The following is a 24,826-nucleotide window of genomic DNA, read 5'->3' as shown; positions in this document are numbered from 1 at the left end:
CCGACCATTTTAGTCGGGAAATGTCTTTGTGACAATAGCTGCGGCTGAACCGGTCTCGAACTGCAGCCTGATGCCGGCAGCGGGTGCGAGTCGGGCGGCGTCGCGGACGATGGCGCCCGCCTCGTCGCGGACGATGGCGAAGCCGCGCGCCAGTGTCGCCTGCGGGTTGAGCGCGGCCAGGGCGGAATTCAGGCGGGCCAGTTGTGTCGAGCGCAGCGCATGTGCAGCGGCGAAGGCGCGGCCGAGGCGATTGCCCAGATGCTCGAGTCGCCGCCGTTGCTCGGCCAGCGGCGGCGGGCGCAGGCGCAATTGCAGACCCTGCAGGCGGCTGCTTCGACGGTGGCTGCCGGTGCGCCCGGCGGCGGAGAGTCGCGCGGCGAGATGGTCGAGGCGCTGACCGAGCGTAGCCAGTCGCTGCGCCGGATGGACCAGGCGATGGCGGATCAGGTCGAGGCGCTGCATCAGCGCCTCGATGCGGTCCTCCATGGTGTCGCTCAGCGCGCTGGCCAGTGCGGCGAGTTCCCCCGCGGCGGCGAACCAGCCGGCGCTGGCGAGTTCGGCGGCCGCCGTGGGCGTTGCGGCGCGGCGGTCGGCGACGTAGTCGGCGATGGTGGTGTCGGTCTCGTGGCCGACACCGGAAATAGTCGGCGCTGGCGACACGGCGATCGCACGCGCGACGGCCTCGTCGTTGAAGGCCCAGAGATCCTCGAGGCTGCCGCCGCCACGAACGACCAGCAGCAGCTCGCATTCCCGCCGCCGTGTCGCGGCTTCCAGCGCGGCGACGATGGCGGCTGGGGCCTCCGTGCCCTGCACCAGTGTCGGGTAGACGATGAGCTCGACATGCGGGGCGCGGCGGGCGAAGGCGGCGACGACGTCGCGCAGGGCAGCCGCCTGCGTCGATGTGACGATGCCGATGCGCCGCGGGTAGCGCGGCAATTCGCGCTTCCTGTCGTCGTCGAACAAGCCTTCGCTGGCCAGCTTGTCGCGTAGACGCAGGAAGGCCTCGTAGAGGTTGCCGAGGCCGGCGCGGCGCAGCGCCTCGACGTTGAGTTGGAAGTCGCCGCGCGGCTCGTAGAGGCTGGCCAGGGCGCTGGCCTCGACCTGCTGGCCGTTCTCGAGCCGCCATGGCACCAGCTGGGCGCGCGAACGGAACATCACGCAGCGCACCTGGGCGTTCGCATCCTTGAGGGTGAAATAGACGTGGCCGGAGGCCGCGCGGGTCAGGTTGGAGACCTCGCCGGCGATCCAGCTCAGCGGCAGGGCCCGCTCGATGCTGGCGCGCACGCGACGGTTGAGCTCGCTGACGGTTATCACTTCGGACGGCATGGCGCACGATTATAAGTGCGGTCGACTCGCCCATCAGAAAATGGAAATTCAGCGTTCGCTGATATGTCTGCGCTTTGATCGAATTGTTCTCCGGGTGCGCAGTTGCATCGACTGCGCGAGGTTTTTCACGAACGACTCACAGACTTTTCCACAGTTTTTGTGAATAACTCGCCCTTGCATGCCGCGCGGGATTCCGCGGGGAAGAGGCGTTCTTATCCGGCTCTTCTCGCGCTTGCCGAAGTGGCTGGCACGGACTAAAGTGCCGGCCAGACCTCGCCTTCAATGCTCAAGGAGTTGCCGTGTTTTCAATCATCCAGGCCGCCGGTTGGCCCATCTGGTTCCTGCTCGTCGCGTCCGTGATCGCGGTGGCCCTCATCATCGAGCGTACCGCCGCGCTGCGCCCCTCCAAGGTGGTGCCCGACGGATTGCTGCAGACGGTCGCCACCGAACTAAAGCGCGGCAGCATGGGTGAAGAGGCCTTTCGTCGCCTCGAGACGCATTCGCCGCTGGGGCGAGTCTTCGCCGCCGGACTGCGCAACGCCAGGGGGTCGCGCGAGATCATGAAGGAGTCCATCGAGGAGGCCGGGCGCGGTGTGGCCCACGATCTAGAGCGCTTCCTCACCAGCCTCGGCACCATCGCCTCGATCAGCCCGCTGATGGGGCTGTTCGGCACCGTCGTCGGCATGATCGAGATTTTCGGTTCGGCGACGGGAGCCGGCAACAATCCGCAGGCGCTGGCCCACGGCATCTCCGTCGCTCTCTACAACACCGGCTTCGGTTTGCTGATCGCGATTCCGGCGATGATTTTCTACCGCCACTTCCGGGCGAGGGTCGACGGCTTCATCGTCGAGATGGAGCAGCAGGCGATCAAGCTGGTCGAGCTCGCGCAGGGAGACCGGGCGTGAATTTCCAGCGCGGCCGTGCTCGCGAGGAGCCGGAGATCAACCTGATCCCGATGATCGATGTGCTGCTGGTGATCCTGATCTTCCTCATGATCACCACGACGTATTCCAAGTTCGCCGGCCTCGAGATCAATCTGCCCACCGCCGATACGCAGCAGGCACAGGAACAACCCAACGAGGTCAATGTCGTCGTCACGGCCACGGGCGACGTGCTGGTCAACAAGGCGCCGGTGAGCGGGCGCGATGTCGGCAGCATCAGCGCGGCGCTGCGTCGCGCGGCAGGCGATGCGCGCGAGCCGGTGGTCATCATCAATGCCGATGCCAAGGCGACGCACCAGAGCGTGATCGACGTGATGCAGGCGGCGCAGCTCGGCGGCCTCTCGCACATCTCCTTTGCCACCCAGCAGGCGCAGAAGAAATAGGCTGGCTCGCGCCCCGGCGTCATGTCTGTCGCAGTGCTGACCGACGCTTGGCGTAGCCGCGGCCCGCTGGCATGGCTGCTGTTGCCCGTGGGCCTGCTGTTCTTCGCGATCGTCGCTGTGCGACGCCGGCTCTATCGTGCCGGTCTCCTGAAGTCCACGACGCTGCCCGTGCCCGTGGTCGTAGTCGGCAACATCACCGCCGGCGGCGCCGGCAAGACGCCGCTGACCATCTGGCTCGCGCGCGCGCTGCAGGCGGCAGGCCGTCATCCGGGGGTCGTCAGTCGGGGTCATGGACGCGACGATGATGCCGTGCGAGAAGTCGGCGCTGGCGCCACGGCGGCCGAAGTCGGCGACGAACCCCTGCTGATCCATCGTCGCGCCGGCTGCCCCGTGGTCGTAGGCCGCGACCGCGTCGCCGCCGCCGTTGCGCTGCTTGCGGCGCATCCGGAGTGCGACGTGATCGTCGCCGATGACGGTCTGCAGCACTACCGGCTCGCGCGCGACATCGAACTCGTGGTCTGCGATGCTCGCGGTGTCATGAACGGCTGGCCGCTGCCGGCGGGACCGCTGCGGGAGCCGGTGTCGCGGCTGCGCGAGGCCGACGCGCTGGTCCTCAACGGCTGCTGCTCCGCGGTTGCGCATGGCGTGGCGGTGTTTCGCATGGACCTCGAAGGTGCGCGCTTCCACCGCCTCGACGGTCGGGCGCAATCCTGCACTGCCGCCGAACTGGCCGGCAAGCGGCTGCATGCGCTGGCCGGCATCGGCGATCCGGCGCGCTTCTTCGCGCACCTCGAGGAGCTCGGCCTGTCATGCGAAACGCATGCATTTCCCGATCATCACCGTTACGCCGGCGCCGATTTTCCGCGCGAGGGCGATGCGATCGTGACGACCGAGAAGGATGCAGTAAAATTTCCACCGGATCTGGCGTTGCCCGTCTGGGTGTTGCCGGTCGCTGCCCGCCTTGAGCCGGACCTTGCACAATTTGTCGTGGAGAGAATCGATGGACGCCCGCCTGCTTGAAATCCTCGTCTGCCCGGTCTGCAAGGGGCCCCTCGACTATCGCAAGGACAAGGCGGAACTGGTCTGCAAGCCCTGCCGTCTCGCCTACGCCATCAAGGACGACATTCCGATCATGCTCGAGGAAGAGGCGCGGCAACTCGCGGCCACCGAAGAGTGACCGCCCGTTGACAGCCTTCCGCGTCGTCATTCCCGCCCGCTACGCGTCGACGCGCCTGCCGGGCAAGCCGCTGGCGGACATCGGCGGCAAGCCCATGGTGGTGCGCGTGGTCGAGGCCGCGTTGAAGAGCGGCGCCTGCGAAGTCTGGGTCGCCACCGACGACCAGCGCGTGGCCGATGCGGTCGTCGCCCACGGCCATCGCGTCGCGATGACCCGGGCCGATCATGCCAGCGGTACGGATCGCATCGCCGAGGTGGCCGAAGCTTTCGGCTGGCTCGACGACGATATCGTGGTGAATGTCCAGGGCGACGAGCCGCTGCTCGATCCGGCGCTGGTCGCTGGCGTGGCGCAGGCGCTGGCGGCCGATCCGCAGGCCGCGATCGCGACAGCGGCGCACGCCATCGCCGATGCCGGCGAATTCATGAATTCCAACACGGTCAAGGTGGTCACGGACGTTGCCGGCCGCGCGCTCTATTTTTCGCGGGCACCGATTCCCTGGCCGCGCGATGCTTTCGCGAGCGACCGCGCGACCTTGCCCGGTGGGTTGGGCGCGCGCCGCCATATCGGCCTGTATGCCTATCGCGTCTCGTTCCTGCGCCGCTACGGCCAACTGGCGCCGGCTCCGCTCGAGCGGTTCGAGTCGCTCGAGCAACTGCGCGCGATGTGGCACGGCTTTCACATTCGCGTCATTGATTGCGTTTATGCTCCGGCGCCGGGGGTCGATACGGCCGAGGATCTGGAACGCGTGAGAGCGGCGTTTGCTGCACTGCACTAATCAGGCCGGCTATCAGGCGATAGATAAAATCGAACAAGCCGTACAATCAATAGTGTCAATATTAGTGAAAACCGATAAATCCAGCTCGACACCATGACATACCAAAGGAGATCTTCATGCGTTTGATTCTGTTGGGCCCCCCCGGCGCCGGCAAAGGCACCCAGGCCAATTTCATCAAGGAAAAATTCGGCGTTCCCCAGATCTCGACCGGCGACATGCTGCGCGCCGCGGTCAAGGCCGGCACACCGCTGGGCATCGAAGCCAAGAAGATCATGGATGCGGGCGGCTTGGTCCGAGACGACATCATCATCGGCCTGGTCAAGGATCGACTCAAGGAAGCCGACTGCAAGAACGGCTACATGTTCGACGGCTTCCCCCGCACCATCCCGCAGGCGGAAGCGATGAAGGACGCCGGCGTGGCGATCGACTTCGTGCTCGAGATCGACGTGCCGGACAGCGAGATCGTGACCCGCATGAGCGGCCGTCGCGTCCATGTGGCCTCGGGCCGCACCTACCACGTCAAGTTCAATCCGCCGAAAGTCGAAGGCAAGGACGACGAGACCGGCGAAGACCTGATCCAGCGTGCCGACGATGCGGAAGAAACCGTGCTCAAGCGCCTCGAGGTCTATCACCAGCAGACCAAGGCGCTGGTCGGCTATTACGGCAAGTGGGCCGAGAGCGGGGCCGCCGGTGCGCCCAAGTACCGCAAGATCGATGGCATGGGCAAGGTCGATGCGATTCGCGACCGCGCCTTCGACGCGCTGAAGTAAACAGGGAGAGACTGCACGAATGGCAGCCAAGAAAATGAACGCGTTCTACGCGCAATCGGGCGGCGTCACCGCCGTGATCAACGCCTCGGCCTGTGGCGTGATCGAGACAGCGCGCAAGCACAAGGACAAGATCGGCAAGGTCTACGCCGGCCGCAACGGCATCATCGGCGCGCTGACCGAAGATCTGATCGACACCAGCAAGGAATCCACCAAGGCCGTCGCCGGCCTGCGCACCACGCCGTCGGGTGCCTTCGGCTCCTGCCGCTTCAAGCTGAAGAGCCTCGAAGCCAACAAGCGCGAGTACGAGCGCCTGATCGAGGTGTTCAAGGCCCACAACATCGGCTACTTCTTCTACAACGGCGGCGGCGACTCGGCCGACACCTGCTACAAGGTGTCGCAGCTGTCCGAGACCCTGGGCTACCCGGTGCAGGCCATCCACGTGCCGAAGACGGTCGACAACGACCTGCCGATCACCGACAACTGCCCGGGCTTCGGTTCGGTGGCCAAGTACATCGCGGTATCGACGCTCGAAGCGACCTTCGACGTGCGTTCGATGTGCGCGACCTCGACCAAGGTCTTCGTGCTCGAGGTGATGGGTCGCCACGCCGGCTGGATCGCCGCCGCCGGCGCCATGGCCTCGACCAAGGACTGCGAACTGCCCATCGTGGTGCTGTTCCCCGAGGTGCTGTTCGACCAGAAGAAATTCCTCGCCAAGGTCAATGGCCTGGTGAAGAAGTTCGGCTACTGCACCGTGGTCGTGTCTGAAGGCTGCCACTACCCGGACGGCAAGTTCCTCGCCGAGCAGGGTACCCGCGACGCTTTCGGCCACGCTCAACTGGGCGGTGCCGCGCCGGTGGTCGCCAACATGGTCAAGGATGCCCTCGGTTACAAGTTCCACTGGGGCGTCGCCGATTACCTGCAACGTGCCGCGCGCCACATCGCTTCCAAGAGCGACGTGGATCAGGCTTACGCCATGGGCAAGGCCGCCGTCGAATTCGCCCTCAAGGGCCACAACTCGGTGATGCCGACCGTCGAGCGCGTTTCCAACGCGCCCTACAAGTGGAAGGTCGGCATGGCGCCGCTGTCCAAGGTCGCCAACGTCGAGAAGATGATGCCCAAGAACTTCATCACGGCCGACGGCTTCGGTATCACCGAGAAGTGCCGCCAGTACCTGGCGCCGCTGATGAAGGGCGAAGACTATCCGTCCTACAAGGACGGACTGCCGCAGTACGTGACGTTGAAGAACGTCGCGGTGCCGAAGAAACTCAGCAAGTTCGATCTGTAAGCACCAGAGCGTGCGCCTGGAGTCGAGGGGAAAAGTCGGCTCCGGCGATACGCCGATAGTAGAAAAAATGGACAGCCCGAACAACGAGAGAATGGGCCGGATTTTCGGCGTGAAACAATGAGGAGGCAGTTATGTCAGCAGGACTGATGTTCGCCGTGGCGTGCGCGCTGGTGGCGATCGCTTATGGCTTCATAATGAGTCAGTGGATCATGGGCTTGCCCACCGGCAACGACCGCATGCGCCAGATTTCCGGCGCGGTGCAGGAAGGTGCCCAAGCGTATCTGAAGCGCCAGTACACCACTATCGGCATGGTCGGTGCCGTCTTGGCGGTGTTGATCGGTGCGTTCCTGAGCATGTCCACCGCCGTTGGTTTCGTCATCGGCGCGTTGCTCTCCGGTGCGGCCGGCTTCGTCGGCATGAACGTCTCGGTCCGCGCCAACGTGCGCACGGCCGAAGCGGCGCGCAACGGCATCAATGAAGCCCTCAACGTCGCTTTCAAGGGCGGCGCCATCACCGGCATGCTGGTGGTTGGCCTCGGTCTCCTCGGCGTCGCCGGATACTATGCCTACCTCAAGGCCACCATGGGCAATGTCCCCATGGTCGACATCCTGCACCCCCTGGTTGGCCTCGGCTTCGGCTCCTCGCTGATCTCCATCTTCGCCCGTCTCGGCGGCGGCATCTTCACCAAGGGCGCGGACGTCGGCGCCGACCTGGTGGGCAAGGTCGAAGCCGGCATCCCCGAAGACGACCCGCGCAACCCGGCGGTGATCGCTGACAACGTCGGCGACAACGTCGGCGACTGCGCCGGCATGGCCGCCGACCTGTTCGAGACCTACGCCGTCACCATCATCGCCACCATGCTGCTCGGCGCGCTGATGCTCAAGGGCTACGCCGAACAGGCCGTGACCTATCCGCTGGTGCTCGGCGGCTTCTCGATCATCGCCTCCATCATCGGTACGCTGTTCGTCAAGCACTCGCCCGGCCAGAAGATCATGACCGCGCTGTACAAGGGCCTGATCGCCGCCGGCGTGCTGGCGCTGATCGCGTTCTACCCGATCACGACGAACTTCATCGACGACCACGCGCTCGACGCCGTCATGGGCATCAGTGGCGGCGCCCATATGCGCCTCTACGGTGCGGCCGTCATCGGTCTGGTGCTGACCGGCCTGATGGTGGTGATCACCGAGTACTACACGGCGACGGAATACGCCCCGGTGCGTCACATCGCGCAGGCCTCGACCACCGGCCACGGCACCAACGTCATCGCCGGTATCGGCGTGTCGATGCGCTCCACCGCGCTGCCGGTGCTGTCGGTGTGCGCCGCCATCTGGGCGTCCTACGTCCTCGGCGGTCTCTACGGCATCGCCATCGCCGCGACCTCCATGCTGTCGATGGCCGGCATCATCGTCGCGCTCGACGCCTACGGCCCGATCACCGACAACGCCGGTGGTATCGCCGAGATGGCCGAGCTGCCGAAGGAAATCCGTGACGTCACCGACCCGCTCGACGCCGTCGGCAACACCACCAAGGCGGTGACCAAGGGCTACGCCATCGGCTCCGCCGGTCTGGCCGCGCTGGTGCTGTTCGCCGACTTCACCCACGGTCTCGAAGCCATTAAGCCGGGCGTCAAGTTCCTGTTCGACCTGGCCGACCCGGCCGTCATCATCGGCCTGTTCGTCGGCGGCATGGTGCCCTACCTCTTCGCCGCCATGGGCATGGAGGCTGTCGGTCGCGCCGCCGGTTCCATCGTGGTCGAGGTGCGTCGCCAGTTCCGCGAGATCAAGGGCATCATGGAAGGCACGGCCAAGCCGGAATACGGCACCTGCGTCGACATGCTGACCAAGGCCGCGATCAAGGAAATGATGATCCCGTCGCTGCTGCCCGTCCTGGTGCCGATCGTCGTCGCCGTCGCCATGAACTTCCTGATGCCTCCGATCGACGGCGTCGGTGCCGGCGTTCGCGCCCTCGGCGGCGTGCTGATGGGTACCATCGTCACCGGTCTCTTCGTCGCCATCTCCATGACCACCGGCGGTGGCGCGTGGGACAACGCGAAGAAGTACATCGAGGAAGGCAACTTCGGCGGCAAGGGTTCCGACGCGCACAAGGCGGCGGTGACCGGCGACACCGTGGGTGACCCCTACAAGGACACGGCCGGCCCTGCGGTTAACCCGCTGATCAAGATCATCAACATCGTCGCGCTGCTGATCGTGCCGCTCGTGGCGTGATGGTCGCCTGACGCAGCTTCGTTTCAAGCAAACGGGCAGTCCCTCGCGGGACTGCCCGTTTGCTTTTGGGCGGCCTCCGCTAATCCGCCGGGTCGAACTTCAGCAGTGCCGGCTCGATATGGCACCATGCCCCTTCCGCCAGTCCGAGCGCGTCGAGCGTGATGCCGCCGATGGCGACGCGGCACAGGGCATCGCAGTGATTGCCGGCGGCGGCCAGCATGCGCTTGACCTGGTGGTACTTGCCCTGTTCGAGGACGATCTCCAGGCGATGCGCATCCAGCTGCCGTACCTGCGCCTTCAGTGGCGCGGGTTCGTCGTGGAGCTGGACGCCGTCGCGCAGTTGCGCCAGCAATGCGGGCGTCACCGGGTCGTGCGTGGTCGCCACATAGACCTTGGGCACGTGGCGCCTGGGCGAGGATTGCGCGTGGATGAAGGCGCCGTCGTCGGAGAGCAGCAGCAGTCCGGTGGTGTCGTGGTCGAGGCGGCCGACCGGCTGCACGTCGCGCCACGCGAACTGCTCCGGCAACAGCGTCAGCACGGCGGGATGATGGCCCGGCCGGCGCGAGCATTCGTAGCCGGCGGGCTTGTTGAGGGCGAGGTAGACCTTGGCGCGACAGGTCCAGGGTTCGTCGTGGACGGTGAATTCCAGGCCCTCGGGCTCGAAGGCTCGGTCGTATTGCGTCACCGGCTCGCCGCCGACGCGTACCGCGCCGTCGGCGATCAACTGGCGGCACCACTTGCGCGTGCCGAAGCCCTGCGACTGCAGGATCTTGTCCAGCGTCATCGTTTTCATGCGAAGCGCCCGCCCAGTTCTTCAAGTCCCAGAGACTGCAGCAGTTCGCTCAGGCGCTCGGCGGGACGGCGGCGCGGCAGGTCCTTGTAGCGGGCGATGATCAGCTCGTTCTTCATCGAATGTTCCCAGCCGACCAGCTCGGTGACGCTGACCTGGTAGCCGTGGGCCTCGAGCTGCAGGCAGCGCAGCACGTTGGTGACATGGCTGCCGAATTCCCGAGTGTGCAGCGGGTGGCGCCAGATTTCGGCGAGCGGACTGGAGAGAACCTTGCCCTTGTTCCTGCGCAGCGCCGCCGCCACCTCGGCCTGGCAGCAGGGAACCAGAACGATGAAGCGGGCCTGCTTGGCCAGCGCGAAGCGGATGGCATCGTCGGTGGCGGTATTGCAGGCATGCAGCGCGGTCACGATGTCGACCGACGCCGGCAATTGGTCCGAGGCGATCGATTGCTCCACCGACAGGTTGAGGAAGGTCATGGCGGCGAAGCCCAGTCGTGCCGCCAGCTCGCGGGATTTCTCGACCAGCTCGGCGCGGGTTTCGATGCCGTAGATATGCGATCCCGCCTCCCGCCCCTTGAAGAACAGGTCGTAGAGGATGAAGCCCAGGTAGGACTTGCCGGCGCCGTGATCGACCAGCCGAATCGCCGTACCGCCAGCGCCGACTTCTTCGAGCAGGGGCTCGATGAACTGGCAAAGGTGATTGACCTGCTTGAGCTTGCGCCGGCTGTCCTGGTTCATCTTGCCGTCGCGCGTGAGGATGTGCAGTTCCTTCAGCAGTTCGGTCGATTGGTCGGCCCTGATTTCGTGCATTTCGCTGTCGTCGTCCGGATGGGAACTGCCATTATCATGCGGGTCGTCGTCAAAACGGACCCTCCATGCAAACAGAACACTACATCGCCGGCAAGGATGCCTCCCTCGAATCGTCCATCGCCACCATGCAGGGCAAGCTTGCGGCGCTCGGCTTCCATGTCGAGGAGCGCTCGTGGCTGAATCCGGTGGATGGCATCTGGTCGGTGCATGTGCGCGACCGGGATTGTCCGCTGCTGTTCACCAACGGCAAGGGCGCCTCCAGGCTGGCCGCGCTGGCGAGCGCTCTCGGCGAATTCTTCGAGCGCCTTTCCTGCAATTACTTCTGGACGCATTACTACCTCGGCGATCAGTTCGCCAGGCGCGGCTTCGCCCATTACCCGCGGGAGCAATGGTTCCAGCCAGGCGCCAACGGCGAATGGCCGGAGCAACTGCTGACCCCCGAGCTGCACCAGCTCTACAACCCGGAAGGCACGATCGACGCCCAGTCCCTGGTGGATCTCAATTCCGGCGATGCCGAACGCGGCATTTGCGCGCTGCCTTACGTGAGGAGCCGCGATGGCGCCAGCGTCTGGTTCCCGGTTAATATCATCGGCAACCTCTATGTCAGCAACGGCATGTCGGCCGGCAATACGCAGGACGAGGCCCGCACCCAGGCCCTGTCGGAAATTTTCGAGCGCCACGTCAAGTTCCGCATCATCAGCGAAGGCCTGTGCCTGCCGGATGTGCCGGAGCAGGTCATCGCCCGCTATCCGCGCATTGCGGCGGGCATCCGCGCCTTGCGCGAGGCCGGCTTCGGCATCCTGGTCAAGGATGCCTCGCTCGGCGGCGAATACCCGGTGATGAACGTGACGCTGCTCCACCCCGGCGACCAAGGCTGCTTCGCCAGCTTCGGCGCCCACCCGCGTTTCGAGATCGCCCTCGAGCGCGCGCTGACCGAGCTGCTGCAGGGCCGTGGCCTCGATGCCCTCGGTGGCTTCCCCGCGCCCGGCTTCGACCTGGACGAAATCGCCGCCTCGCCCAACCTCGAGATCCACTTCGTCGATTCGAGCGGCATCGTCAGCTGGAACTTCCTCGGCGACACGCCGGACTTCGAGTTCTGCGACTGGAACTTCAGCACTACCACCGCGGACGATTATCGCTGGCTGGTGGACCGGGTCCACCGCGCCGGCCACGACATCTATATTGCCGACTTCACCCATCTCGGCGTCTATGCCTGCCGCATCCTGGTGCCCGGCATGTCGGAAATCTATCCGCTGGACGACCTGGAGTGGGAGAACAACAGCGTCGGCAATGCCATCCGCGAAGCCATCCTGCACCTGCCGCAACTGGACGACGACGAATGCGCCGATCTGCTGGAGACGCTGAACGAGTTGGACCTTCCGGACCAGCGATCCGTCGCCGAGCTGATCGGGCTGGCCGCCGATGCCGGCTCGTTCTGGAGCGACCTGCGCGTGGGCGAGTTGAAAACTCTGCTGGCCCTGGCCATCGGCGACGAAGCCGCGATCCGCGAAGGCTGCGAATGGGTGCGCCACTTCGAACAGATCGACGCCGGCCGTCGCAGCGTTTATCGCTGCATCGAGACGCTGCTCGATCTGGGCGGCGCCGATGGCCACCGTGGGGCGCTAGGACATCTCTACGGCGACGCGATCGTGGCAAGCGCCGAGGCCATGCTGCGGCAGGAACAGCGTTTCTTCGGCATCGCGGCGCCGGGCATGGATCTCAAAGGCTGCGACACCCACCGGCGGTTGCTGGCCGCTTACGACAAGCTCCCTCGCTAAGGGGCTTCGGGCGCGCTTACGCCGCTCCGGGGCGTTGCGTCCGCATCGCCGGTGTCGGGTGGTGCCGACATCGACGGATCCTCCGTCACGCCGCCGCCAGCGGCCTTGTCGGCGAGCTTCTGCAGGCGTTTTTCTTCCTGCTTGCGTTTTTTTGCCAGTTCCTTCTGGCGCTTTTCGAATTGGTAGTTTGGCTTGGCCAAGACGTTTCCTTTGAGCGATATCTACAAACCACACTGTAGCGCCTGACGAGAAGGCCACGCAAGTGCGACGAACGTTTCTTTAGCTCAGGCGTGGCGGCGAAAATCTCCGAGGCGGAAGCCGAGCAGGAAAAGCGTGGCGAAGTAGGCTGCCATGCCGGCGGCGACGATCGCCGACAGCCGCAGGATGCGCTCGCCGAAGGGCATCGCCAGCCATGCCGATTCGCTGCCCATTGAGAACCACAGCGTGGTCCCCAGCGCGACCAGCGCGATGGCGATGCGCGTCGAAAAGCCCATCCAGCCGGGGGCGGGAACGAAAACGCCGCGGCTGCGCAGGCCCCGGTAGAGCAGGGCGGCGTTGAGGCAGGAGGCCAGTCCGATCGACAGCGCGAGACCCGCGTGCCTGATCCAGCCGATGAAGGCCAGGTTCATCGCCTGCGTCGCGGCGAGCGTGATCAAGGCGATCTTCACCGGCGTGCGAATATCCTGCCGGGCATAGAAGCCGGGCGCCAGTATCTTGACGAGGATCAGCCCGGCCAGGCCGATGCTGTAGGCGACCAGCGCGCTGCGTGTCTGCAGCACGTCATTCGCGGTGAAGGCCCCATGCTGGAACAGCGTCGCCAGCAGCGGCACGGAAAGCATGGCCAGGGCAAGCGCAGCCGGCAGCGTCAGCATCAGGGTCAGTCGCAGCCCCCAGTCGAGCAGGGCGGAGAAATCTTCCCTGCGCCGGTCGGCATGGGCCTTGGCGAGGCTGGGCAGCAGGATGGTTCCGAGCGCGGCGCCAAGGAGGCCCGCCGGGAATTCCATCAGGCGGTCGGCGTAGTAGAGCCAGGAGACGCTGCCCGAGGGCAGGAAGGAAGCGAAGACGGTATTGATCAACAGCGAAACCTGCGCGACCGAGACGCCGAGCACCGCGGGGCCCATCAGCAGCAGGATGCGATGAACCCCGTCGTCCCGCGGCGACCAGTCCCAGCGCGGCAGCATGCCGATCTTCTGCAGTGCCGGCAGCTGCAGCGCGAGTTGCAGGATGCCGCCGAGGAACACCGCCCAGGCCAGTGCCAGCACCGGCGGGTCGAACCATGGCGCGGCGAACAGCGCCATGCCGATGAAGCTGAGGTTGAGCAGCACCGGGGTGAAGGCGGGCAGGGCAAAGCGGCTCCAGGTGTTGAGCACGCCGGCGGCGAGTGCCACCAGCGACATGAACAGGATGTAGGGGAAGGTGATGCGGGTGAGTTCGACGGTCAGCGCGAACTTGCCGGCGTCGGGGGCGAAGCCCGGCGCCGTGACGTAGATGAGTAGCGGTGCGCCGACGATGCCCAGCGCCGACACGAAGATAAGGATCACGAACAGCAGGGTGGCGACGCGATCGACGAGGTTTTTCGTCTCGGTTTCGCCCCGGCGGTTGCGGTATTCGGCGAGGATGGGGACGAAGGCCTGGGAGAAGGCGCCCTCGGCAAACAGGCGGCGCAGCAGGTTGGGCAGGCGAAAGGCCACGAAGAAGGCGTCCGTCAGCATGCCGGCACCGAAGGTGCGGGCGATGACGAAGTCGCGCACGAAGCCGAGCACGCGAGAGAGCAGGGTCATGCCGCTGACGGTGGCGAGCGAGCGCAGGAGATTCATGCTTGCGAAGGGCCGCCCCGAGCAAGCTGCCCCCCCGTGGGGGGCAGCGAGAAGGGTTTGCGAGCGTGGGGGGGCAACATGCCTCGAATGGTATCCGTTCGGCCTGTTGCGGGGTGTCTTGCAATACGCCATGGAAGCCCCTATAATCTCGCCCTTTCTTTCCAGAACACCCACCGGACACAACCATGGCCAATAGCGCACAAGCCCGCAAGCGCGCCCGTCAGGCGAACAAGCAGCGCGCCCACAACATGAGCCTGCGCTCGACGCTGCGCACCGCGATCAAGAAGGTCCGCAAGGCGATCGATGCCGGCGACAAGACCGCCGCCCAGGCAGTCTTCAAGGAATCCCAGTGCGTGATCGATTCGATCGCGGACAAGAAGATCGTGCACAAGAACAAGGCCGCTCGCGACAAGAGCCGCCTGTCCGCCGCGATCAAGTCGATGCAGTAAGCGTCACGCGCGGTTTCCTGCCGTATCCAGCGGCCCCGGAGCGCAAGCTCCGGGGCCGCTTCGTTTGATGTTCGGCGCCGGGATTGTGGCAGGATGGCAACAAAAAAACCTGCTGGGACAATAGGCTGGGTTGCTTTATTCGATTTGACTACATATACTCGTCGCATCTGGTTGATGGAAAAGGGTTCCATCATGCAAGTCCACCAAGTGGCCAAGTACGGTTTCCGCATCCGGACCCGGGGCGGGATGCTGGTCGAGAATCTGATGATTCCGGCGCGCGACGATGTGGAGGCGCACCGCAAGTTGCGCCAGATCTACCGCGACTGCGAGATACTCGACTGCGTCTGCGTGCGCGGCACGGTGCGCACGCCGGTGAGCAGCTTCGAGGACGTGGTCAACCTGATTACCCGCTGAGCCGCATGGCTCAGACGAACCACCCCGTGGCGGCGAGTTCGTCGAGCAGCGCGCGGTAATCCTGCGCACCCCGGCTGCTGGCGGCGTGGGTAAAGATGTCGCGATTGACCGAGGGGGCTTCGGCCACGGCGACGTTCTCGGAAATCACCGTTTCGCAAAGCTCCGCGCCGAAGTGTTCGCGCATGCGGCTCTGCACCTCGAAACTCATGTTGCGGCGGCGGTCGAAGCGGGTCAGCAGGTAGCGCCGCTCGACCCGGCGCCTTAGCACCGGCTCCAGCGCCGCCAGCGTGCGTTCGATCTGCAGCGCGCCGCGCAGGCTGAGGAAATCCGACGACACCGGCACCAGCAGGCGGTCGGCGGCGAAGACGGCATTGAGGGAGAGCACGCCGAGGAAGGGACAGCAGTCGATGACGGTGTTGCCGCCCTCGCTTACGGCGCCGAGTCCCGCATTCAGCTTGTTGAGGATGTTCGGCCCCTTGCCGAACACGGAGTCGACCTTGATCAGTTCGGCGTGGGCAGGGATGAAGCGACCGATGCCGGGCCAGTCGATGACGATTTCCGCGAGGGGACGGTTGTCCTGGTAGAAGGAGAAGACGCTGCGGGCGACGTCGCTCGGCGCACTGCCGTGGATCGCCGACAGATGTGCCTGCGGATCGAGGTCGAGCATCAGCACCTGCCGCGCGCTGCGGGCGAGCGCCGCGCCGAGGTTGAGCGCGGTGGTCGTCTTGCCGACACCACCCTTCTGGTTGAAAACAGCGATACGCACGCCGCCATGCCCTCCCTACACTGCTTGGTATAATATCGCTCTTCTCGCAAGCACGGCGGCCGTACTTGGAACAGGCCGCCGTCGTTTTTTTTGCATCGGGGTTTTTCGATGTCGCATCTCATGAACACCTACGCGCGGCAGTCCGTCGCCTTCGTTCGCGGCGAAGGCAGCCATGTCTTCGACGAGGCCGGTCGCCGCTATCTCGACGCCCTCGCCGGCATCGCCGTCAATACCCTCGGCCACGGCCATCCCTCGCTGACGAAGGCGCTGGCCGAGCAGGTCGCGCGGCTGATGCACGTTTCCAACATCTATCGCGTGCCCGAGCAGGAGCGCCTCTCCGACCGCCTTGCCGCGCTTTCCGGCATGGACGAGGTGTTCTTCTGCAACTCCGGCTGCGAGGCCAACGAGGCGGCGATCAAGCTCGCGCGCATGTACGGCCACCAGCAGGGCGTCGACACCCCGGCGATCATCGTCATGGAGAAGGCCTTCCACGGCCGCACCCTGGCGACGCTCTCCGCCACCGGCAACCGCAAGGTGCAGGCCGGCTTCGAGCCGCTGGTCTCCGGTTTCGTGCGCGTGCCTTTCGACGACCTCTCGGCGATCGAGCATGTCGCCGCCAACAATCCCAACGTCGTCGCCGTGCTGTTCGAGCCGATCCAGGGCGAGGGCGGCATCAACATCGCGCATGACGACTACATGCGGAGCTTGCGCCGCATCTGCGACGAGAAGGGCTGGCTGTTCATGGTCGACGAGGTACAGTGCGGCATCGGCCGCACCGGCGCCTGGTTCGCCCACCAGCGCGCTGGCATCAAGCCCGACGTGATGACGCTGGCCAAGGGGCTCGGCTCCGGCGTGCCGATCGGCGCCTGCCTCGCCGCGGGCAGGGCGGCCGGGGTGTTCAAGCCCGGCAACCATGGTTCGACCTTCGGCGGCAACCCGCTGGCGTGCGTAGCCGCCTTGACCACGCTCGAGGTCATCGAGAGGGATGGCCTGATGGCGCGAGCCGTCCATGTCGGCGATTTGATCCGCAAGCGCATGGGCGAAGCCCTGGCCGGCGTCGCCGGTGTCGTGGATATCCGTGGCGACGGACTGATGATCGGCATCGAACTCGATCGCCCCTGTGGCGAGCTGGTCGGCCAGGCGCTGGAGGCCGGCCTGCTGATCAACGTCACTAACGACAACGTCGTGCGCCTGCTGCCGCCGCTGGTGTTCACCGACGCCGACGCCGAGCAGCTGGTCGCGCTGCTGGCGCCGCCGATCCGCGACTTCCTCGGGGCCTGACCATGGCGACGCTGCGCCACTACCTGCAGTTCAAGGATCTGTCGCGCGAGGAGATCGACCATCTGTTCGAGCGCACGCGCTGGATCAAGGACAAGTTCAAGCGCTACGAGGCCTACCATCCACTGCACGATCGCACGCTGGTGATGATCTTCGAGAAGGCCAGCACGCGCACGCGCCTGTCGTTCGAGGCCGGCATGCACCAGCTCGGCGGCTCGGCCATCTACCTCAACACCCGCGACTCGCAGCTCGGCCGCGGCGAACCGGTCGAGGACGCGGCGCAGGTGATCTCGCGCATGTCCGACGTGGTGATGATCCGCACCTTCGAGCAGGAGATCATCGAGCGCTTCGCCGCCAACTCGCGTGTGCCGGTGATCAACGGCCTCACCAACGAATACCACCCCTGCCAGATCCTCGCCGACATCTTCACCTTCGTCGAGCATCGCGGCCCGATCCAGGGCAAGACCGTGGCGTGGATCGGCGACTCGAACAACATGTGCAACACCTGGCTGCAGGCGGCGGAAGTGCTCGACTTCAACGTCCATGTGTCGACGCCGCCCGGCTACGAGGTCGAGCCCGAGCGCGCCGGCCTCTACGGCACTGACCACTTCGAGGAGTTCGCCGATCCGATGGATGCGGCGCGCGGCGCCGACCTGGTGACCACCGACGTGTGGACCTCGATGGGTTTCGAGGCCGAGAACGAGGCGCGCATGAAGGCCTTCGCCGACTGGCAGGTCGATGGCGAGATGATGAAGGTGGCCAGGCCCAATGCCCTGTTCATGCACTGCCTGCCTGCGCATCGCGGCGAAGAGGTCGCCGCCGAGGTGATCGACGGCCCGCACAGCGTCGTTTGGGACGAGGCCGAGAATCGCCTTCACGCGCAGAAGGCGCTGCTCGAATTCCTGCTCCTGGGCAGGGTGAAGGAGTGAAGCCATGAAGAGACTGCTTGCCGCACTTTTCCGTGCCGCCGTGGTGCCGGCGCTGACTCTAGTGCCAGCCTTCGGGCCCATGGCATTTGCCGCCGATGCCGACGGCCGCCAGTTCGTCGAGATGTCGCCCGAGGCGCGCGCCGAGATGCGCGCCGAGATGCTCGATTTCCAGACCGCGCTGCATTCCATCATCGCCGCCCTGGGCGAGCGCAAGTTCAACGATGCGGCCGATACCGCCGAGAAGATGATCGGCGTCTCGGCCATGGGCCGCCATCGCATGTCGCCGCCCAATGCCCGTCCCGGCATGTTCATGACCAACGAGATGCACGCCATCGCGCGCGGCATGCACGTCGCCGGCAGCGATTTTGCCAAGGTCGCGAAGGCGAACAAGGACGGCAAGGGCGACCCGACCAAGGCGCTCGTCGCGCTGCAGGCCGTCACCGGCGCCTGCGTCGCCTGCCACCGCAGCTACCGTACCCAGTAAATTTTCAGGAAACAGCAATGAGCGAAGCAAAGAAAGTGGTGCTGGCCTATTCGGGCGGCCTCGATACCTCCGTCATCCTAAAGTGGCTGCAGGACACCTATCAGTGCGAGGTGGTGACCTTCACCGCCGACCTCGGCCAGGGCGAGGAACTCGAGCCGGCGCGGGCCAAGGCCATCCAGCTCGGCATCAAGCCGAAGAACATCTTCATCGACGACTTGCGCGAGGAGTTCGTGCGCGACTTCGTCTTCCCGATGTTCCGCGCCAACACCGTCTACGAGGGCGAATACCTGCTCGGTACCTCGATAGCGCGTCCGCTGATCGCCAAGCGTCTGGTCGAGATCGCGCGCAAGACCGGCGCCGACGCCATTTCGCACGGCGCCACCGGCAAGGGCAACGACCAGGTGCGCTTCGAGCTCGGCGCCTACGCCCTGATGCCCAACGTCAAGGTCATCGCGCCGTGGCGCGAGTGGGACCTGCTGTCGCGCGAAAAGCTGCTGGCCTACGCCGAGAAGCACGGCATCCCGATCGAGATGAAGCACAAGAAGGGCGGCTCGCCCTACTCGATGGACGCCAACCTGTTGCACATTTCCTTCGAGGGACGCCACTTGGAGAATCCCTCGGCCGAGGCCGAAGAGTCGATGTGGCGCTGGACCGTCGCCCCCGAGAAGGCGCCGAACAAGCCCGAGTACCTCGACCTCGAGTTCAAGGCCGGCGACCTCGTCGCCATCGACGGCAAGAAGATGAAGCCGCACCAGCTGCTGGCCGCGCTCAACGAGATCGGCGGCAAGCACGGCATCGGCCGCCTCGACCTGGTCGAGAACCGCTATGTCGGCATGAAGTCGCGCGGCTGCTACGAAACGCCTGGCGGCACCATCCTGCTCAAGGCCCACCGCGGCATCGAGTCGGTCTGCCTCGACCGCGAAGTCGCGCACCTCAAGGACGACCTGATGCCGCGCTACGCCAGCCTCATCTACAACGGCTACTGGTGGAGCCCCGAGCGCCGCGCGCTGCAGGCGCTGATCGACCACACCCAGCAGAGCGTCAATGGCTGGGTGCGCGTCAAGCTCTACAAGGGCAGCGTCAGCGTGGTCGCCCGCGACTCCAAGACCGACTCGCTGTTCGATCCGACCATCGCCACCTTCGAGGACGATGCCGGCGCCTACGACCAGAAGGACGCGGGCGGCTTCATCAAGCTCAACGCCCTGCGCATGCGCATCGCCGAGAACGCGCGGCTGAAGCGCGCCGCCACGCCGGCGGGCAGGAAACCGGCAGCCAAGGCCAAGAAAAAGTAAATGTTCGGTTTCACGGAAGAGCAGGTGGCGAACTGGGGCATGACCTTCGGCCTCGGTGCCTTCATGCTCTACATGCTGTTCATCATCGGCGAACTGGCGTACCGCTCCAAGGCCGGCAAGGTCGGCACCTTCGTGCTGTTCTTCGTCCTGTCCTTCGGCATGCTCGGCTTCATCGCCAAGAACGTGATCGAGAAATTGTGGGGGATCTGAAAATGTCGCAGTTCGATAATGTCGCCGTCGTCAAGAAGGCCAACGTCTATTTCGACGGCAAGTGCGTGAGCCACACCGTGCAGCTCAGTGACGGCACGAAGAAGAGCGTCGGCGTGATCCTGCCGGCGACGCTGACCTTCAACACCGGCGCGCCCGAGATCATGGAAACCGTCGCCGGTGCCTGCCGCTACAGGCTCAAGGGCGAGGACTGGAAGACCGCCGCTGCCGGCGAATCCTTCAAGGTGCCCGGCAACTCCTCGTTCGACATCGAGGTGACGGGCGAGCCCTACCACTACGTCTGCCACTTCGGGTAAGGCCATGCCGTCCTTCGACATCTCTTCCGAAGTCGACATGGTGGCGCTGAAGAACGCCGTCGACGTCGCCGGCCGCCAGGTCGGCAACCGCTACGACTTCAAGGGCACCAGCGCCAAGATCGAGCTCAACGAGAAAGACAAGACCATCACTATCTTCGGTGATTCCGAGTTTCAGCTCGGCCAGGTCAAGGACATCCTCTTCCCCGAGATGGAGAAGAAGGACCGGGAGAGCACCAAGCGCCTCGACGCCGGCGACATCCAGTCGATCTCCGGCAACAAAGCCAAGCAGGTGCTCAAGGTCAAGAGCGGCATCGAGAGCGAGCTGGCCAAGAACATCGTCAAGCTGATCAAGGAAAGCAAGCTCAAGGTCCAGGCTAGCATCCAGGGCGACGCCGTACGTGTCACCGGCGCCAAGCGCGACCTGCTGCAGGAAACCATCGCGCTGGTGAAGAAGTCCATCACCGACTACCCGCTGCAGTACGGCAACTTCCGCGATTGAGTCGCTGGCGCGGTTCCGCCGCGTCTTGTCCGTTTCGATTGGAGCGCGACGCGGCGGCGCCGCCGCCAGGCGCGCTGCTCCATCCACGCGCGCCCGCTAAGTCAGTCGCATCGCCCCTGCCGCCGTCGCCGCCGCCTCGTGCGGGCGTTCGCGGCAATTTCTGCACTCGCAGGTCTCTGATCGAATCGGTGCATGTGGCGATTCGGTGGTGCGCTTATCCCGTCGTGCCCGAGTTGATTGCGCTGCAACCTCTCAACTTTGACCGCGAAGCTTCTGTTCAATAGTTCGGAGAGTGTTCTGGATTTCGCGTTCTCTGAGCTCTGGGTCAATGTCTTGGATGTATTCCATGACCGAGAAATCGTCCCCTCGCTTACGATTTTGCGGAGGCTCGAGTGCCTCAATAAGCAGTGCCTCCAAGGTCGATATGAGTGTCGGAAGCGTTACCTTCGGCGGTACTTCAACGAGCTTACCGTCGTCTGTGACGTCGAGTAGTCCAAACCATGAGAAACGATTCCATCGGCTTCCTAGGCGATCGATCGTGTGTTCGAAAAGGCGCCGCCCAAGTGGACGGTCAACGGAACGACCTACGTATACGACCGTGTGATGGTCGTAGAGAATGTAGATGCCCCTTTGGCCACCGAAGTCGACGGGCTTCGACAATGCCTGTTGCTTTCCAAAGATGCGAGGATCGTTTCGCCATACAACCATATCTCGCTGCCAATACATGCCGAGGCAGCGAATTACAGATTCGTCTGTTTCGATATCAGTGACAGCTGTTGGCTCTGCCTTTTCTGGTGCCGGCGATGTCGGCAGCGCGTTGGTGACCTTTGCTATCGTGGGAGTGATGTTCGACTCAGCAGAACGAAGAGCATAAATCCCACGACCGACTTTCACGAACGGTGACTTGTCACCCTCGTATTTGATCGAGGTTGTGATCTGCGCGTTTACCGTTGCATCAGGTGTTGCACCCTCCGTCCTGTAATACCCACGTGACAGTACTTGCTCCGAAATCTCTGCGTAATGTAAAGGTCGGTCGGCTTCTTGGAGGACCTTCTCGATAGCTTCTCGCCATGACATGGACATCTCGAGTCTCCGGCAGTAAATTGAACAAATTGCGCTAAATCCAAGAAATTAGGCCGCCAGCTCCAGCGGCGTAACTTCAGCTTCGATACGTTCGTGCATGTCGCGGTAGGTCACCTCGAGGTCGTACTGGGCCTGCAGGTTGATCCAGAACGCGGCGTCGGTACCGAACAGACGGGCAAGGCGTAGAGCGGTTTCGCCGGTGATGGCCCTTTGACCAGCGCAGATTTCGTCGATGCGGCGCTTCTGCATACCTGCCAGCTTGGCCACCTTGTAGCGCGCGATGCCAGCGGTTCGATGAAGTCCTTCAGCAGCACTTCGCCGGGATGCACGGGCGCGAGGCGGCCGCCGGTGCTGACATCCCGGAAGTTCGTGCTCTTCAGCTTTGCGCGTTCGATTGCCACCATGGTCCAAGTCCAGCGTGAAATGTCAAATTCTCTCTCATTCCACATGCAAGTGCCATTTGTGTTTGATTCCCTTAGTCATGTCCGCAAGGGTCTATCAAGGCGGCGGCGACGGTGGCAGGTGCGACGCGACTGACTTAGCGGACGCGCGTGGATGGGGCAGCGTGCCTGCCGGTGGCGTCGTCGCCTTGCACTCCAATTGCCGTTCCGCCATCGCCGATTTTTCAGCTTTTGCTCAGGCCCGCGATCCACTTGGTGTAGAGCCGATCGGCCGCCGCGCGCATCGCAGGGATGCGCTCCGCCATGCGCTCGTCCATCTGCTCGGGCGTCTGCACCGAGGGGCCAGAGGCGGCATTCTCGTCGGCCCAGTGGCGGCACCAGAGACGGATCATGCTTTCGGTCATCTCGACATGGCATTGCATGCCGAGATGCGGGCCGAGGACGAAAGCTTGATTGTCGCAGTGGGCGCTCTTGAGGATGCGCGTGGCGCCGGGCGGGATGGAGAAGGTTTCGCCGTGCCAGTGGAAGGCTTCGAACTTCGTCATGTCGCCGAGCCAGTCGGTGGCGGCGGGGCTGGCGGTTTCTACTTCGCCCCAGCCGAGTTCCTTGACGCGGTTCCTGGTCACCGCGCCGCCGAGCGCCTTGCTCATCAGCTGGCCGCCGAGGCAATGGCCGATCACCGGGATGCCGCGCTCGACGGCGGCGCGGATCAGGGCGAAGGTCGGCGTCAGCCAAGGCAGGTCGTCGTTGACGCTCATCGGCCCACCCATGAAGCAGAGGCCGGAGAATTCGTCGGGCGCGGGCGGCGGGGCCGCGCCTTCGTCGATCTTGATGAGCGTCCAGGGGACCGAATGGGCCTCGAGGAAAGTGGCAAAATAGCCGGGACCCTCCCCGGAACTGTGACGGAAGACGGCGACGGGCTTCATGGGCGCTGATGAGTGATCGAGATGACGGAGCAGTCATTCTATTCCCCGACGATTTCCGATTTGCGGCTGCGGTTTGCGAGGGCGCCTGTCGTGCGTCACATCGTCGAACCGGGCGCGCCATTGGTTCAGCCGCTGACGCCGGCCGCAGTGCTGGTGCCCATCGTCAAGCGGGCGAGCGGGCTCACCGTTCTGCTGACCCAGCGCACCGCCCACCTGCGCGACCATGCCGGCCAGGTCAGCTTCCCCGGCGGCCGCTGCGAGCCGGGCGACGACGGTCCGGTGGCGACGGCATTGCGCGAGGCCGAGGAGGAGGTGGGCCTGGCCGCGGCGCAGGTCGAGGTGATCGGGCGCCTGCCCGAGTATCGCACCAGCACGGGCTTCGCCGTCACGCCGGTGGTCGCCCTGGTGACACCGCCGCTCAACCTCAAGCTCGACGACTTCGAGGTGGCCGAGGTGTTCGAGCCGCCGCTGTCCTTCCTCATGGACCCGGCCAACCACCAGCGAAGCCGCATCGAATGGCAGGGCGCGCTGCGCGAATTTTGGGCCATGCCCTGGCAGGGCTATTACATCTGGGGCGCGACGGCGGCGATGCTGGTCAGCCTGCATGCCCTTCTGGCCGAGGGCGATTGAGCACGAAGGACCTGGGGTTGCTGCACTGCACAAATCCTCGTCTAATATGATATTGTTTCGAAATTCCCGCCGACCGTGCCAGCAATGAGCCTTTTCAGCATCATCCTCGCGCTCGCCCTCGAACAGGTGAAACCCCTGTCGGGCGCACGCGTCGATGCCCTGCTCGCCGCTTATGCGCGCCAACTCGAGGCCTGGTTCAATGCCGGCGAGCACCATCACGGCATCGTCGCCTGGTGCGTCGGCGCCGCCCTGCCGGCGGCCATCGTGCTCGGCCTGCAGATCGCGCTGATCTGGTTCGCGCCGCTGCTGGGCTTCGTGCTCAACGTCGGTGTGCTCTATCTCACCGTCGGCTTCCGCCAGTACAGCCACTACTTCACCGACATCCACATGGCGCTGCGCCTGGGCGAGCTCGACCGTGCCCGCTCCCTGCTCGGCGAATGGCGCGGCGTCAATTCCGAGCGCTGCAACTCGGGCGAAGTGGCGCGCCTGGCCATCGAGCAGGCCCTGCTGCAATCGCACCGCCACGTCTTCGCGCCCTTGCTGGCCTTCGCCCTGCTCGGCCCCGCCGGCGCCGTTCTCTATCGTCTGTCTCTGGCATTCTCGCGGCTGTGGGGCGAGCAGGGCGACCGCGTGTCGCAGGAATTCGCGCGCTTCTCGCGCCAGGCCCACAACGTCATCGACTGGCTGCCGCAGCGTGCCACCGCGGCCGCCTTTGCCGTGGTCGGCGATTTCGAGGATGCGATTTATTGCTGGCGCACCCAGGCGCAGGTCTGGCCCGATGCTTCTGCCGGCATCCTGCTGGCGAGCGGCGCCGGCGCGCTCGGCGTTCGCCTCGGCATGCCGTTGCAGGCCGGCCTGGAAGGCGACGACCGACCCATTCTCGGCACCGGCGATGATGCCGATGCCGATTTCATGCAGAGCACCATCGGTCTGGTGTGGCGCACTCTGGTTCTCGGCGTGCTGTTGATCGCCCTGTTCTGGGTCGCCAGCTGGGTCGCTTGACGGAGTTCGCCGGCGCATACGACACAGCGTGCCTGCCGGCGGGTGTAAGGTTTTTTGCTTTCATAACAGGAGA

29 protein-coding genes are annotated in these 24,826 nt (G+C 64.9%); 20 read left to right on the top strand and 9 right to left on the bottom strand.

Going from position 1 to position 24,826, the window contains the following annotated elements:
• Nucleotides 1-9: 9 nt before the first annotated feature.
• Complete coding sequence (xseA, locus tag EJE94_RS14210) at nt 10-1,326, bottom strand: exodeoxyribonuclease VII large subunit (RefSeq protein WP_121243141.1); 1,317 nt, start codon at nt 1,324-1,326, stop codon at nt 10-12.
• Between the two features lie 299 nt (nt 1,327-1,625).
• Here xseA and EJE94_RS14205 point away from each other — a divergent pair, with 299 nt between their 5' ends.
• The 8 genes from EJE94_RS14205 to EJE94_RS14170 all read left to right on the top strand — a co-directional run bounded on the left by EJE94_RS14205 (nt 1,626) and on the right by EJE94_RS14170 (nt 8,882).
• Nucleotides 1,626-2,231 carry a MotA/TolQ/ExbB proton channel family protein gene (locus tag EJE94_RS14205; protein ID WP_121243140.1) on the top strand — a complete coding sequence of 202 codons (606 nt, stop codon included), beginning with the start codon at nt 1,626-1,628 and terminating at the stop codon, nt 2,229-2,231.
• Complete coding sequence (locus tag EJE94_RS14200) at nt 2,228-2,650, top strand: ExbD/TolR family protein (RefSeq protein WP_121243139.1); 423 nt, start codon at nt 2,228-2,230, stop codon at nt 2,648-2,650. The genes EJE94_RS14205 and EJE94_RS14200 overlap by 4 nt, the downstream gene beginning before the upstream one ends.
• A gap of 33 nt (nt 2,651-2,683) precedes the next feature.
• A complete protein-coding gene (gene lpxK, locus EJE94_RS14195) occupies nt 2,684-3,670 on the top strand; it encodes a tetraacyldisaccharide 4'-kinase (RefSeq protein ID WP_243642628.1) in 987 nt (328 codons plus the stop codon).
• The gene (locus EJE94_RS14190; protein ID WP_121243137.1) at nt 3,651-3,827 is read left to right on the top strand and encodes a Trm112 family protein; all 177 of its coding nucleotides are present in this window, start codon (nt 3,651-3,653) and stop codon (nt 3,825-3,827) included. The genes lpxK and EJE94_RS14190 overlap by 20 nt, the downstream gene beginning before the upstream one ends.
• 7 nt (nt 3,828-3,834) lie before the next feature.
• Nucleotides 3,835-4,602, top strand: a complete 768-nt coding sequence (gene kdsB, locus EJE94_RS14185) for a 3-deoxy-manno-octulosonate cytidylyltransferase (protein WP_121243136.1) — start codon at nt 3,835-3,837, stop codon at nt 4,600-4,602.
• A gap of 116 nt (nt 4,603-4,718) precedes the next feature.
• Nucleotides 4,719-5,372 (top strand): adenylate kinase, encoded by a 654-nt coding sequence (gene adk, locus EJE94_RS14180; RefSeq protein ID WP_121243135.1) that lies wholly within the window; start codon nt 4,719-4,721, stop codon nt 5,370-5,372.
• Between the two features lie 19 nt (nt 5,373-5,391).
• Nucleotides 5,392-6,657 carry a 6-phosphofructokinase gene (locus tag EJE94_RS14175; protein WP_121243134.1) on the top strand — a complete coding sequence of 422 codons (1,266 nt, stop codon included), beginning with the start codon at nt 5,392-5,394 and terminating at the stop codon, nt 6,655-6,657.
• A gap of 131 nt (nt 6,658-6,788) precedes the next feature.
• The gene (locus EJE94_RS14170) at nt 6,789-8,882 is read left to right on the top strand and encodes a sodium-translocating pyrophosphatase (protein ID WP_121243133.1); all 2,094 of its coding nucleotides are present in this window, start codon (nt 6,789-6,791) and stop codon (nt 8,880-8,882) included.
• Nucleotides 8,883-8,961: 79 nt separating this feature from the next.
• Here the strand turns inward: EJE94_RS14170 and EJE94_RS14165 are convergent, their stop codons facing one another.
• Both EJE94_RS14165 and EJE94_RS14160 read right to left on the bottom strand, forming a co-directional pair.
• Entirely contained in the window at nt 8,962-9,666 is a 705-nt protein-coding gene (locus tag EJE94_RS14165; protein ID WP_207856002.1) for a pseudouridine synthase, read from the bottom strand.
• A gap of 5 nt (nt 9,667-9,671) precedes the next feature.
• Complete coding sequence (locus tag EJE94_RS14160; protein ID WP_121243131.1) at nt 9,672-10,481, bottom strand: class I SAM-dependent methyltransferase; 810 nt, start codon at nt 10,479-10,481, stop codon at nt 9,672-9,674.
• Nucleotides 10,482-10,546: 65 nt separating this feature from the next.
• On the opposite strand from EJE94_RS14160, the gene ycaO reads away from it, so the two are divergent.
• Nucleotides 10,547-12,259, top strand: a complete 1,713-nt coding sequence (ycaO, locus tag EJE94_RS14155) for a 30S ribosomal protein S12 methylthiotransferase accessory factor YcaO (RefSeq protein WP_121243130.1) — start codon at nt 10,547-10,549, stop codon at nt 12,257-12,259.
• Here ycaO and EJE94_RS14150 read toward each other — a convergent pair.
• Nucleotides 12,256-12,459, bottom strand: coding sequence for a hypothetical protein (locus EJE94_RS14150; RefSeq protein WP_121243129.1), 204 nt, complete (start codon nt 12,457-12,459; stop codon nt 12,256-12,258). The genes ycaO and EJE94_RS14150 overlap by 4 nt on opposite strands.
• Nucleotides 12,460-12,543: 84 nt before the next feature.
• Nucleotides 12,544-14,076 (bottom strand): murein biosynthesis integral membrane protein MurJ, encoded by a 1,533-nt coding sequence (murJ, locus tag EJE94_RS14145; protein WP_121243128.1) that lies wholly within the window; start codon nt 14,074-14,076, stop codon nt 12,544-12,546.
• A gap of 185 nt (nt 14,077-14,261) precedes the next feature.
• Here murJ and rpsT point away from each other — a divergent pair, with 185 nt between their 5' ends.
• Nucleotides 14,262-14,525 carry a 30S ribosomal protein S20 gene (gene rpsT / locus EJE94_RS14140; RefSeq protein WP_121243127.1) on the top strand — a complete coding sequence of 88 codons (264 nt, stop codon included), beginning with the start codon at nt 14,262-14,264 and terminating at the stop codon, nt 14,523-14,525.
• Between the two features lie 192 nt (nt 14,526-14,717).
• Nucleotides 14,718-14,939: a hypothetical protein gene (locus tag EJE94_RS14135; protein ID WP_124962473.1), complete on the top strand. Its 222-nt coding sequence runs from the start codon at nt 14,718-14,720 to the stop codon at nt 14,937-14,939.
• Between the two features lie 10 nt (nt 14,940-14,949).
• Here the strand turns inward: EJE94_RS14135 and EJE94_RS14130 are convergent, their stop codons facing one another.
• Nucleotides 14,950-15,705 carry a ParA family protein gene (locus tag EJE94_RS14130; RefSeq protein WP_121243125.1) on the bottom strand — a complete coding sequence of 252 codons (756 nt, stop codon included), beginning with the start codon at nt 15,703-15,705 and terminating at the stop codon, nt 14,950-14,952.
• A 108-nt stretch (nt 15,706-15,813) separates the two neighbouring features.
• On the opposite strand from EJE94_RS14130, the gene EJE94_RS14125 reads away from it, so the two are divergent.
• From EJE94_RS14125 to EJE94_RS14095, 7 genes are read left to right on the top strand one after another with little or no spacing between them, the layout of a single operon-like run.
• Nucleotides 15,814-16,986: an acetylornithine transaminase gene (locus tag EJE94_RS14125; protein ID WP_121243124.1), complete on the top strand. Its 1,173-nt coding sequence runs from the start codon at nt 15,814-15,816 to the stop codon at nt 16,984-16,986.
• Nucleotides 16,987-16,988: 2 nt separating this feature from the next.
• On the top strand, nt 16,989-17,912 hold the full coding sequence (argF, locus tag EJE94_RS14120) for an ornithine carbamoyltransferase (protein ID WP_121243123.1): 924 nt from the start codon (nt 16,989-16,991) through the stop codon (nt 17,910-17,912).
• A gap of 4 nt (nt 17,913-17,916) precedes the next feature.
• Nucleotides 17,917-18,396 (top strand): cytochrome c, encoded by a 480-nt coding sequence (locus EJE94_RS14115; RefSeq protein WP_121243122.1) that lies wholly within the window; start codon nt 17,917-17,919, stop codon nt 18,394-18,396.
• 17 nt (nt 18,397-18,413) lie between these two features.
• Nucleotides 18,414-19,688: an argininosuccinate synthase gene (locus EJE94_RS14110; RefSeq protein ID WP_121243121.1), complete on the top strand. Its 1,275-nt coding sequence runs from the start codon at nt 18,414-18,416 to the stop codon at nt 19,686-19,688.
• Nucleotides 19,689-19,898 carry a DUF2788 domain-containing protein gene (locus tag EJE94_RS14105; RefSeq protein ID WP_121243120.1) on the top strand — a complete coding sequence of 70 codons (210 nt, stop codon included), beginning with the start codon at nt 19,689-19,691 and terminating at the stop codon, nt 19,896-19,898.
• A gap of 2 nt (nt 19,899-19,900) precedes the next feature.
• Entirely contained in the window at nt 19,901-20,212 is a 312-nt protein-coding gene (gene ppnP / locus EJE94_RS14100) for a pyrimidine/purine nucleoside phosphorylase (RefSeq protein WP_121243119.1), read from the top strand.
• 4 nt (nt 20,213-20,216) lie between these two features.
• Nucleotides 20,217-20,711, top strand: a complete 495-nt coding sequence (locus tag EJE94_RS14095; RefSeq protein ID WP_121243118.1) for a YajQ family cyclic di-GMP-binding protein — start codon at nt 20,217-20,219, stop codon at nt 20,709-20,711.
• Nucleotides 20,712-20,963: 252 nt separating this feature from the next.
• On the opposite strand, the gene EJE94_RS14090 is transcribed toward EJE94_RS14095, so the two are convergent.
• From EJE94_RS14090 to EJE94_RS14080, 3 genes are all read right to left on the bottom strand, one after another.
• Nucleotides 20,964-21,794, bottom strand: coding sequence for an HTH domain-containing protein (locus tag EJE94_RS14090; protein ID WP_121243117.1), 831 nt, complete (start codon nt 21,792-21,794; stop codon nt 20,964-20,966).
• A 48-nt stretch (nt 21,795-21,842) separates the two neighbouring features.
• Complete coding sequence (locus tag EJE94_RS15030) at nt 21,843-22,205, bottom strand: HigA family addiction module antitoxin (protein WP_370685664.1); 363 nt, start codon at nt 22,203-22,205, stop codon at nt 21,843-21,845.
• 214 nt (nt 22,206-22,419) lie between these two features.
• Complete coding sequence (locus EJE94_RS14080) at nt 22,420-23,121, bottom strand: type 1 glutamine amidotransferase (RefSeq protein ID WP_121243116.1); 702 nt, start codon at nt 23,119-23,121, stop codon at nt 22,420-22,422.
• A gap of 90 nt (nt 23,122-23,211) precedes the next feature.
• Here EJE94_RS14080 and EJE94_RS14075 point away from each other — a divergent pair, with 90 nt between their 5' ends.
• Nucleotides 23,212-23,751 (top strand): CoA pyrophosphatase, encoded by a 540-nt coding sequence (locus tag EJE94_RS14075; protein ID WP_243642626.1) that lies wholly within the window; start codon nt 23,212-23,214, stop codon nt 23,749-23,751.
• A gap of 84 nt (nt 23,752-23,835) precedes the next feature.
• Nucleotides 23,836-24,753, top strand: coding sequence for a CobD/CbiB family protein (locus EJE94_RS14070; RefSeq protein WP_121243115.1), 918 nt, complete (start codon nt 23,836-23,838; stop codon nt 24,751-24,753).
• Nucleotides 24,754-24,826: the final 73 nt, after the last annotated feature.

The sequence above is a fragment of the Sulfurisoma sediminicola genome (genome assembly GCF_003865015.1).
GTDB lineage: Bacteria > Pseudomonadota > Gammaproteobacteria > Burkholderiales > Rhodocyclaceae > Sulfurisoma > Sulfurisoma sediminicola.
This window is presented reverse-complemented; position numbering and strand designations above follow the sequence as displayed.

Bases quoted from the DNA above. Each gene is read 5' to 3' on its own strand.
- xseA (WP_121243141.1), bottom strand. From the start codon at position 1,326: ATGCCGTCCGAAGTGATAACCGTCAGCGAGCTCAACCGTCGCGTGCGC.
- EJE94_RS14190 (WP_121243137.1), top strand. From the start codon at position 3,651: ATGGACGCCCGCCTGCTTGAAATCCTCGTCTGCCCGGTCTGCAAGGGG.
- adk (WP_121243135.1), top strand. From the start codon at position 4,719: ATGCGTTTGATTCTGTTGGGCCCCCCCGGCGCCGGCAAAGGCACCCAG.
- EJE94_RS14175 (WP_121243134.1), top strand. From the start codon at position 5,392: ATGGCAGCCAAGAAAATGAACGCGTTCTACGCGCAATCGGGCGGCGTC.
- EJE94_RS14170 (WP_121243133.1), top strand. From the start codon at position 6,789: ATGTCAGCAGGACTGATGTTCGCCGTGGCGTGCGCGCTGGTGGCGATC.
- EJE94_RS14165 (WP_207856002.1), bottom strand. From the start codon at position 9,666: ATGACGCTGGACAAGATCCTGCAGTCGCAGGGCTTCGGCACGCGCAAG.
- EJE94_RS14160 (WP_121243131.1), bottom strand. From the start codon at position 10,481: ATGCACGAAATCAGGGCCGACCAATCGACCGAACTGCTGAAGGAACTG.
- ycaO (WP_121243130.1), top strand. From the start codon at position 10,547: ATGCAAACAGAACACTACATCGCCGGCAAGGATGCCTCCCTCGAATCG.
- murJ (WP_121243128.1), bottom strand. From the start codon at position 14,076: ATGAATCTCCTGCGCTCGCTCGCCACCGTCAGCGGCATGACCCTGCTC.
- rpsT (WP_121243127.1), top strand. From the start codon at position 14,262: ATGGCCAATAGCGCACAAGCCCGCAAGCGCGCCCGTCAGGCGAACAAG.
- EJE94_RS14135 (WP_124962473.1), top strand. From the start codon at position 14,718: ATGCAAGTCCACCAAGTGGCCAAGTACGGTTTCCGCATCCGGACCCGG.
- EJE94_RS14125 (WP_121243124.1), top strand. From the start codon at position 15,814: ATGTCGCATCTCATGAACACCTACGCGCGGCAGTCCGTCGCCTTCGTT.
- argF (WP_121243123.1), top strand. From the start codon at position 16,989: ATGGCGACGCTGCGCCACTACCTGCAGTTCAAGGATCTGTCGCGCGAG.
- EJE94_RS14115 (WP_121243122.1), top strand. From the start codon at position 17,917: ATGAAGAGACTGCTTGCCGCACTTTTCCGTGCCGCCGTGGTGCCGGCG.
- EJE94_RS14110 (WP_121243121.1), top strand. From the start codon at position 18,414: ATGAGCGAAGCAAAGAAAGTGGTGCTGGCCTATTCGGGCGGCCTCGAT.
- EJE94_RS14105 (WP_121243120.1), top strand. From the start codon at position 19,689: ATGTTCGGTTTCACGGAAGAGCAGGTGGCGAACTGGGGCATGACCTTC.
- ppnP (WP_121243119.1), top strand. From the start codon at position 19,901: ATGTCGCAGTTCGATAATGTCGCCGTCGTCAAGAAGGCCAACGTCTAT.
- EJE94_RS14095 (WP_121243118.1), top strand. From the start codon at position 20,217: ATGCCGTCCTTCGACATCTCTTCCGAAGTCGACATGGTGGCGCTGAAG.
- EJE94_RS14090 (WP_121243117.1), bottom strand. From the start codon at position 21,794: ATGTCCATGTCATGGCGAGAAGCTATCGAGAAGGTCCTCCAAGAAGCC.
- EJE94_RS14080 (WP_121243116.1), bottom strand. From the start codon at position 23,121: ATGAAGCCCGTCGCCGTCTTCCGTCACAGTTCCGGGGAGGGTCCCGGC.
- EJE94_RS14070 (WP_121243115.1), top strand. From the start codon at position 23,836: ATGAGCCTTTTCAGCATCATCCTCGCGCTCGCCCTCGAACAGGTGAAA.